The organism is Ureibacillus thermosphaericus (assembly GCF_012396605.1).
Classification (GTDB): domain Bacteria; phylum Bacillota; class Bacilli; order Bacillales_A; family Planococcaceae; genus Ureibacillus; species Ureibacillus thermosphaericus.
Genome location: NZ_JAAXPW010000011.1, coordinates 65,276 through 75,189, shown reverse-complemented (window position 1 = coordinate 75,189; position 9,914 = coordinate 65,276). Strand labels below are relative to the sequence as shown.

General features: G+C 35.9%; 7 protein-coding genes and 1 riboswitch. Of the genes, 6 read left to right on the top strand and 1 reads right to left on the bottom strand.

What is annotated here, in order from left to right; all coding sequences use genetic code 11:
* Positions 1-168: 168 nt before the first annotated feature.
* Positions 169-717, bottom strand: coding sequence for a GNAT family N-acetyltransferase (locus HF990_RS06635; RefSeq protein WP_016839204.1), 549 nt, complete (start codon positions 715-717; stop codon positions 169-171).
* A 667-nt stretch (positions 718-1,384) separates the two neighbouring features.
* Between HF990_RS06635 and HF990_RS06630 the strand changes: the two genes are divergently transcribed.
* The 6 genes from HF990_RS06630 (at position 1,385) to HF990_RS06605 (ending at position 9,910) form a co-directional block, all read left to right on the top strand.
* The gene (locus HF990_RS06630; RefSeq protein ID WP_168412243.1) at positions 1,385-2,056 is read left to right on the top strand and encodes a response regulator transcription factor; all 672 of its coding nucleotides are present in this window, start codon (positions 1,385-1,387) and stop codon (positions 2,054-2,056) included.
* Positions 2,053-3,444, top strand: a complete 1,392-nt coding sequence (locus tag HF990_RS06625; RefSeq protein ID WP_016839206.1) for a HAMP domain-containing sensor histidine kinase — start codon at positions 2,053-2,055, stop codon at positions 3,442-3,444. The genes HF990_RS06630 and HF990_RS06625 overlap by 4 nt, the downstream gene beginning before the upstream one ends.
* Positions 3,445-3,642: 198 nt before the next feature.
* Positions 3,643-6,447 carry a 2-oxoglutarate dehydrogenase E1 component gene (locus HF990_RS06620; RefSeq protein WP_096550933.1) on the top strand — a complete coding sequence of 935 codons (2,805 nt, stop codon included), beginning with the start codon at positions 3,643-3,645 and terminating at the stop codon, positions 6,445-6,447.
* Positions 6,448-6,505: 58 nt separating this feature from the next.
* Positions 6,506-7,753: a 2-oxoglutarate dehydrogenase complex dihydrolipoyllysine-residue succinyltransferase gene (odhB, locus tag HF990_RS06615; RefSeq protein WP_016839208.1), complete on the top strand. Its 1,248-nt coding sequence runs from the start codon at positions 6,506-6,508 to the stop codon at positions 7,751-7,753.
* 134 nt (positions 7,754-7,887) lie between these two features.
* A riboswitch (Lysine riboswitch) is annotated at positions 7,888-8,065 on the top strand.
* Positions 8,066-8,168: 103 nt separating this feature from the next.
* Positions 8,169-9,032: a transporter substrate-binding domain-containing protein gene (locus tag HF990_RS06610; protein WP_016839209.1), complete on the top strand. Its 864-nt coding sequence runs from the start codon at positions 8,169-8,171 to the stop codon at positions 9,030-9,032.
* Positions 9,033-9,163: 131 nt separating this feature from the next.
* Positions 9,164-9,910, top strand: a complete 747-nt coding sequence (locus tag HF990_RS06605) for an amino acid ABC transporter permease (protein WP_016839210.1) — start codon at positions 9,164-9,166, stop codon at positions 9,908-9,910.
* Positions 9,911-9,914 lie beyond the last annotated feature (4 nt).

Genomic DNA, 9,914 nt, shown 5'->3' with positions numbered 1-9,914 from the left:
TTGCCGCTCGCTTCCTTCAGATTCCGCGTCACCACGGACACCCTTGCGTTAAGCTAACTGTTACTTCTGCCTTCACAGTTCGGGACTTACACCCTATAGATTACACCCATGCCAGGCGCACTAAAAACACCAAATCTCCTTTTTGAGATTTGGTGTTGATTTCATTTATTAAATTACTTGTTCTTCCGTGTCTTCTTGCTCATGAGCCGTTACTAAATAAAATAAATCTTTTGGAATTTTATATAAATCATATTTTGCTTCGCCAGCATTAATTTCCTCATATAAAGTTGGATGTAATTCATTAGCGGAAATTACATATTGCAACTTTAAGGAGGCACGTTTCGATTTTTCATTTTCTTTCCGAATTCTTAAAAAAACGGTATGGAAATTATATTTGAAAAATATTTCGGATAAGAATTCTTTTTTTGCTATCTGATTGTATCCTTTTCCTTGGAATGGGGCGCCAATCCAAGTGCCTAAAAATCCAGCGCCATCTTCAATATCATACAAACTTATTGTTCCAATGGGTTGACCCCATTCATCAAGAATCGTTCTTGATATCGTTTTGCCTAAAGCCTCTTCTTCAATAATTTGTTTAGTCATAAATAGATATTCCTCTGGGCTCGTCGCTTTATGACGAACATACGGGAAAACCGACGGGTGTATGAGTAATTGATACAATTCATTAGTTTCTAATAAATCTCGATGTTTCAGCATGTAAACGCCTCCTTTTTAGGATAGTTGCAAAAAATTTCCAATAACACGAAGAGCAACGACACCAAAAACCTAAAAGTTTAGACGTTATAAACTATAGACATGCATCCATAGTTTTCCCGTTCTAATATTCTAAAAAAATTTTGACCAGTATATCTTATAATAAATATAATCGTTCTTACAAGATTTTGTTTGAAAAAAACCAGTATTTTCTGTGTAAAGTTTGTGAACGTAATAAGAAATATTTTATAAAAAAACCATCGATGTTTCAATAAATGAAATTGTTAATGGTTAAAATAGATTCATTTAGCATAACATCTCTCAAAATTGAAAACTATAGATGTTTTATTTATATAATACCTAGATTGAATAACTCTAAAACTAGGTAAATTTATCGAAATTTGTATCGATATAGGGCATAAACGTAAAATATGCAGATTAGGGAAAAAAGTTACAAGGATGAAATAACTTTTTCAATCGTAGGGCGATTACAGATTATGAGGAAAATTCGATCCAATTCATTAAAAAAGAGCCACAATTTAAGGTAAACTTAAATTGTGGCTTTCAAAGTTTAAGGATATATTCTTTGTGAAAAAAGTGTTAGGGGTGTCTTGTATTTGGTAATATAACCATTTTTTATAAATTTATACCTTTTTGAAAGGTGATTAAAATGAAAAAAATATTGTTAGTGGAAGATGAAAAAAGTATAGCCCGATTTATTGAATTGGAACTTATTCATGAACATTTTGATGTGACAACATGCAGTGATGGCAGAGAAGGCTTACAAAAAGCGCTAAATGAACCTTTCGACTGCATATTGCTTGATGTGATGTTACCTAGTCTCAATGGTGTTGAAGTTTGTCGGCGAATTCGTGCAAATTCCGCTGTGCCGATTATTTTATTAACGGCTCGTGATGCGGTTACGGACAGAGTATCAGGATTGGATGCCGGTGCGGATGATTACATTGTTAAGCCTTTTGCGATTGAAGAATTATTAGCTCGAATTCGCTCTGTTTTAAGAAGAGCCAATTGGGGTGAACAACAACGAAAAGTCATTAAAGTAAGAGACCTTGAAATTGATACCGCATCCTATAAAGTAATGTTTGAAGGGAAAAAATTAGATTTAACCAAAACTGAGTATGATTTATTGAAATTGTTGTGTGAAAACAAAAACCGAGTATGTACTCGAGAGTTAATATTAGATAAAGTATGGGGACATAATATGGAAGTGGAAACAAACGTAATAGATGTTTATATTCGCCATCTACGCTCAAAATTACAGACAGAAAAAGAACCGTATATTGAAACAATTCGTGGCGTTGGGTATGTGGTGAGAGAATGAAAAAAATTAAACAATCAATGTTCCAACTAACATTAAAACAAAAATGGACGTTATCTACTTCACTAGTCATATTTTTTAGTTATGCGACGATTTGTATCATCATCTATTTTGCACTCTATACTTGGCTCATCCATCAAGAGGAATTAAATGCAGTCCGAACTGTTGATGATTTAACGGATTTTTTTCATACCCAAGGCCAATCGATTTCAATCAATGAATTGAAAGACAATACAGGGTTATTGAAGTCAATTGTTCATCAAAATCAAACGGTTCGTCTATATAATATGGATGGTTATGAAGTTTTGAGGATTAATGATTACTCGCCTAGTGCAAACATCAATTATCCGATTGATGAAATACAGAAAACTGTCGTTGAGAAACTATCGCTAGATCATAAAGAAGTCATTGTTGTGAATCGTTTAGTTCAAATCGGATTTTTTCAAGGAATTATTCAATTAATACACCCGCTTGACACGTTTCACTCCATGATGCGTTATGTGTTGACGGTTTTGATAATAGCAGGAATCGGTGCATTGTTCATTGCAGTAACTATGAGTCATTATTTGGTTCATATAATAATGAAGCCATTAAAAGATTTGCGGAATTCCATGACTCGAGTAAAAGAAAAAGGTTTTCAAGAAAATATTCATTTTACTTATCATCATGATGATGAGATTGGTGATTTACTAAAAATTTATCGCTCCATGATGAATGAATTGGAAGTAACTTTTATGCGGCAACAACAATTTGTTTCAGATGCATCTCATGAACTTCGCACACCCATTCAAGCGATTGAAGGACACCTGTCTTTAATTAAGCGATGGGGTAAGGATGATCCACAAGTGTTGGAAGAATCGCTGGATTTGGCAATAGATGAAGTTCAACGCATGAAGAAAATGATTGAGGAATTATTAAGTTTGGCTCGAAATGAAGGAAAAGAAGAAGCTTCCTGTGATATAGAAAAAGTTTTAAATACCGTAATTGAAGAACTTGAAGTTGTTTATTCAAATGCTAAAATGAATGTGGTGTTCGATGGCGAAAAAAGGATGGCACAAATATCAGAGAATGCGTTTGCACAAATTGTAAGAAACATTATCGAAAATGGAATTCGATATAACGAAAATATACCCATTATCCAAATACATGTTCATTATTTTACAGAAAATATTTTTATGACGATACAAGATAATGGTATCGGCATTTCAAGAGAACATTTACCTTTTATATTCGATCGATTTTATCGCGTGGATCGTTCGCGGAGTAATGGAGGTGGAACTGGACTAGGTTTAAGCATCTCAAAAATGTTGGCAAACAAGTATCAAGTTGAAATGGATGTATCGAGTTCAGTAGGAAAGGGCACAACTTTTACATTACGTTTACCTACTTAAAACATTTTTTTAATTCCATTCAAAAAATTTCATCTAAATTTGTGAAAAATAGTTGTATTTTTTATGAAGAGTAGTAAGATTGAAATGGAAAAAAGGTTCTTCTCAAATTGTTATATAAATTTATATTAATAGAAGAATGATTTTTATACTTTCTATTTAAAATGTAATTGCTATTAGCAAAATTTGGAGGTTTTTCTCATGTCGAACAATGTAATTACAACTGGATCTCCTTGGTCAGTATTTTCTGGACCGAACTTAGGGTATGTAATGGAACAATATGAACTGTTCTTACAAAACCCTGACGAAGTTGATTCGGAATTGGCTTCATTATTCCAACAATTTGGTGCTCCAGTACTAGAAGAAACTTCAAGTGGTGCGCAAGTGGCTCAAACAGGAGATTTTAACAAAGTATTGGCAGCTGTAAAATTAGCAGATGCAATACGAGCTTTTGGGCATTATGGAGCGGACGTATACCCACTGAAAGACCGTCCATTAGATTTTTCAAAAATTGAGCCTCAAGCATACGGATTAACGGATGCAGATTTAGCTGAATTACCTGCTTCACTATTCTTAAATAATGTCCCTGCAAACGTTTCCAACGGTAAACAAGCGATTGATTATTTACGTTCACTTTACACTGAAAAAATCGGATTCGAATATGCACATGTAGAAGATCAATCCGAAAGAAATTGGATTCAATCAAAAATTGAATCAGGATTCTTCAAACAAAAACTATCTGCAGATGAGAAAAAAGCCGTATTAGAAAAACTTACTCGCGTTGAAAACTTTGAAAAATTCATTCATAAAACATTCGTTGGTCAAAAAAGATTCTCTATTGAAGGTTTAGATACATTAGTAGTTTTAATTGATGAAATCGTAAAATCCGCAGAAAAAGATCAAATGAAATTTTTACAAATCGGTATGGCACACCGCGGACGTTTAAATGTATTAACACACATCGTAAACAAGCCATACGCTATGATGTTTGCAGATTTCGCACACGTTCCAAACGATTACTTCTTCCCTGAAGATGGTTCAATTGAAATTACAAAAGGTTGGACTGGTGATGTGAAATATCACATGGGTGCAACTTATCACAAACCATCTGGATTAACGGTAAAACTTGCATATAACCCTTCACACTTAGAAGTAGTTAGCCCTGTTGTAACTGGTTCAACGAGAGCAGCACAAGAAGATACATCTAATCCTGGAGAACCAGTGCAAGATACATCAAAAGCACTAGCGGTTCTTGTTCATGGAGATGCAGCATTTAGCGGTGAAGGAATCGTACAAGAAACATTTAACTATGCTGGAACAAAAGGATTCTCTACTGGCGGATCCATCCACATCATCTCCAATAACATGATTGGATTTACAACAGAATATTACGATTCTCGCTCAACACACTATTCATCAGACGTAGCAAAAGGGTACGGTATTCCTATAGTGCACGTGAATGCAGATGATCCTGAAGCAGTAATTCAAGTAGCAAAATTTGCTTTTGAATATCGTCAAATGTTCGGTAAAGATATTTTAATTGACTTAATTGGTTACCGCAGATTTGGACACAATGAAACTGATGATCCGACTGTAACAAATCCAAAAACATACTTAATTGTTGATAAACATCCTACAGTTCGTGAACTTTATGGTGAACGAGTTGTAAATGAAGGTATTGTAACAAAAGAATTCGTAGAACAGCTAAACCAAGAAATTTATGGCGAAATGCAAAAAAGTTACGATCATGTTAAAGCAGTAGGCGAAGAAAAGGGTCATCATCTCGAAGTGGAAATTCCTGAAGAGGTGAAACAACCTTATCCACAATTAGAAACAGGTGTTTCTGCTGAGGAATTAAAACAAATTAACGAAGAACTGTTAGCATGGCCTGAAAACTTTGAGCCTCAAAACAAATTGGCAAGAATTCTAAAAAGACGTGTTGAAGCGCTAGAAACAGGTAAAATTGACTGGGGTCATGCAGAAACATTAGCGTTTGCATCAATTTTACGTGAAGGAAACCCAATTCGTCTGACTGGGCAAGATGCTCAACGTGGTACTTTCTCGCAACGTCATTTAGTACTACATGATAAAAATAACGGTTCTGAATGGACGCCATTACACAATATTTCAGGAGCTAAAGCTTCCTTTAGTGTATTCAATTCTCCATTAACAGAAGCGGCAATCGTGGGTTATGAATATGGTTATAACCTGGAAAATGAGAAAGCATTAACAATTTGGGAAGCACAATTCGGGGACTTCGCAAATATGGCTCAAGTAATGTTTGATAACTTCATTACAGCTGCTCGTTCTAAATGGGGACTTAAATCTGGATTAGTTCTTTTATTACCAAATGGTATGGAAGGACAGGGTCCAGAACACTCTGCAGCACGCATTGAACGTTACTTGCAATTATGTGCTGAAAATAACTGGATTGTTGCAAACTGTTCAAATGCCGGAAACTACTTCCACTTATTACGTCGACAAGCGAAAATGCTTGGAACTGAAGGAGTGCGTCCATTAGTAGTTGCAACACCAAAATCATTATTGCGTCATCCATTAGCTGCAGCTACATTAGAGCAATTATCTGAAGGAAAATTCGAGGAAGTCATTGAACAACCAGGACTCGGACAAAATCCTAAAAAAGTGGAACGCATTATTTTAGCTTCTGGTAAAGTGACAATTGACTTAGCAGAAGCAATTAAAGACGGTGAAGGATTCGAAAAACTTCACATCCTTCGCATTGAACAATTATATCCATTCCCGATGGAAAAACTTTCTGAAATCATTGCGAGATACCCTAACGCGAAAGAAATTGTTTGGGTACAAGAGGAACCTAGAAACCAAGGTCCTTGGAAATTTGCCTTAGAATACTTATTTGAATTAGCTGAAGGCAAAAAAGTACGTTATGTTGGACGTCCAGAAATGTCTTCTACTTCAGAAGGTGACATGGACTCACATAAAGTTGCTCAAGCTAAAGTAATTAACGACGCTTTAGCAGATTTGTAATCTTGCATAATTTACGTTAAGATTTAACAGTGTTGAGAATTAAAGGAGGATATAAAAAGTGGCTGAAATTAAAGTCCCTGAATTAGCAGAATCGATTACGGAAGGTACAATTGCACAATGGGTGAAAAAAGTTGGAGATCGCGTTGAGAAAGGCGAATTCATTGTTGAATTAGAAACAGATAAAGTAAATGCAGAAATTATTTCTGAAGAAGCAGGAGTATTAACTCAAATTTTAGCTGAAGAAGGCGATACAGTATTAGTTGGCCAAACAATTGCGATCGTTGAGCCTGTTGAAGGTGGAGCTGAACCTACTCCAGCACCTCAAGCAGAACCTGCAAAAGAAGCGGTTAAAGAGGAACAACCACAAGCTCCTCAAGCACAACCAGCACAAGCTGCACCGGTTGTTGAGGAAACATCTAATGAGCGCGTAGTAGCTTCACCAGCTGCACGTAAACTTGCTCGTGAAAAAGGCATTGATTTAGCAGCAATTTCACCAGTAGACCCACAAGGCCGAGTTCGTGTACAAGATGTTGCTGCTCATGCTGCTAAACCAGCACAACCAGTGCAAGCAGCACAACCTGTAGCACCTGCTGTAACTGTAGATGAATCTCGCGTTACAGTTGAAAGAATGAGCCGTCGACGTCAAACAATTGCAAAACGTCTTCTTGAAGTTAAACAAAATACGGCAATGTTAACAACATTCAACGAAATTGACATGACAAATGTAATGGAATTACGTAAACGTAAGCAAGAGCAATTTGTGAATGAGAATGGTATTAAACTTGGATTCATGTCATTCTTCACAAAAGCAGTAGTTGCTGCATTGAAAAAATACCCTTATGTAAATGCACAAATTGTTGGCGATGAAATTCATAAATTTAACATTTATGATATCGGTATTGCGGTATCTACAGAAGAAGGTTTAGTAGTTCCAGTTGTACGTGATGCAGATCGCAAAAACTTCGCTGAAATTGAAAGAGAAATTGCAGAACTTGCTCAAAAAGCACGTGAAAAGAAATTAGCAATTTCTGATTTACAAGGCGGAACATTTACAATTACAAATGGCGGTATCTTTGGTTCATTAGCTTCAACACCGATTATCAATGGTACGCAAGCAGGTATCCTTGGTATGCACTCAATTGTAAACCGTCCAGTAGCTGTAAACGGCCAAGTTGAAATTCGTCCAATGATGTATGTGGCACTTTCATACGATCATCGAATCATTGATGGTAAAGATTCAGTTGGATTCTTAAAAACAGTTAAAGAATTAATCGAAAATCCTGAAGATTTACTTCTAAATTCATAAGAAAATGTATAATATACTCCCCAACTATTTTTGGGGAGTATATTTGGTACTATTAAACTTTTCCTATTTGTTATTGACAAGTAAACACCATTTAGGTTATGCTTCTCTTAACAATTGAATATTCTAGCCTCACTTGGTAGGGTAGAGGCGCGGTATTTATTAGTTTCTCATGGAGCTTGAGCGAGTGAAGAAGTGGGAAAGAAGGAAATATCGCCGAAGTGTAGTTATTTGCTCAGATAACTATGCTGGGGTTACAGTGAATAACTGTAACACTGTCTTACATGTTTATATGTAAGGTGTGCTATTCCAAAGTGGAACTAGAGGTATTAGTCTAACAAATTGATGCGACCTTAAGTTCTTCTTAGGTCGCTTTTTATTTGTGAAGCTAAGCTAAACAGAGACAGGGGGAATTAAGATGAAAAAGAAATTATTGCTACTTTTCATAACCATGATGACGGTTCTCGTTCTTGCAGCTTGTGGTTCAGGAAACAAAGAATCAACAGGTGGAGAATCACAAAAAGATTCAGAATCTTCATCCGAGTCAAAAAGTGTATTAAGAGTAGGTATGGAAGCTGCTTATGCACCATTTAACTGGTCTCAAAAAGATGACTCAAATGGAGCAGTTCCTATTGCAGATTCTAAAGAGTTTGCAAACGGTTACGATGTTCAAATCGCAAAACGTATTGCTGAAGGATTAGGGATGGAGCTTCAAATTGTAAAAACTGACTGGGATGGTTTAATTCCATCATTACAATCTGGTGCAATTGATGCAGTTATTGCGGGTATGTCACCTACTCCTGAACGCATGGAAGTAATCGATTTTACAGACAACTATTATACGAGTGATTTCGTAATTGTTGTGAAAAAAGATGGTCCATATGCAAATGCAAAATCGATTCATGATTTTGAAGGGGCTAAAGTAACAGCACAACAAGGTACTACTCACTACAAAGTAATCGATCAAATGACTGGCGTTAATAAACAAGTACCAGCTACAGATTTTGGCCAAATGCGAATCCAATTATCTTCTGGTGCAATTGATGCTTATATTTCAGAACGTCCAGAAGGGATGTCTGCTGAGGCAGCAATTGAAGGATTTACTTACATTGTTCCAGAAGACGGATTTGAGGCTGATGAATCTGATACAGCAATCGCTGTTGGCTTGAAAAAAGGTTCGGACTTAAAAGATAAAATTAACGAAATTTTAGCTGGTATTACGGAAGATGAACGTCATCAAATCATGGAAGAAGCTATTAAAAATCAACCATCACAACAATAGTGTGGTGAAAGGTTGTCTTGAGATTCTCTATAAGACAACCTTTTTCCATTTTCCTTCCCTGTAAAGTTATTTACTGTGCTTAACTTTAATTCTTCTAAGTGCGAACAAAAAAACAATAAGGGGATTTCTTTATGTCTTTCTTAGAAACAGTTTGGAATATTTTTCAGAATAACTGGGATTTGTTTTTGCGAGGAGCATGGATTGCATTAATTCTTGCGATATTAGGTACGATTTTTGGTGCGATTATCGGATTTTTCATCGGGGTTATGCACACGATTCCATTGCAAAAAAAATCCTTTAAAACATATGCATTAAAAACTATTAATTTTATACTAACTTGCTATGTTGAACTATTCCGTGGCACTCCAATGATGGTACAAGCGATGGTTGTGTTCTACGGACTCTATGCCATTGATATTCAATTAAATCGCTTTGTTGCTGGTTTAATTGTTATCAGCTTAAATACAGGTGCTTATATGGCAGAGTATGTGCGAGGTGGAATTGTTTCAATCGATAAAGGACAATACGAGGCCAGTGAAGCGATTGGTATGAATCATTTTCAAACAATGTTCTATATTATCCTTCCTCAAGTAGCTCGAAATATTTTACCAGCGACTGGTAACCAGCTCGTTATGAATATAAAGGACTCTTCTGTACTAAGTGTCATTAGTGTAGTTGAATTATTCTTTACAACGAACTCTGTTGCGGGTAGTACATATCGTTATGCAGAAGCATTCTTAATTGCCTGCGTATTGTACTTCATTATGACATTCACTGTAACTCGTATTCTTCTTTGGTTTGAGAAGAAAATGGATGGACCTGATTCGTACCGAGTGGAGCTTGTGACAGGAAACAAGCCGATAAAGGATGGTGAGTAATGCT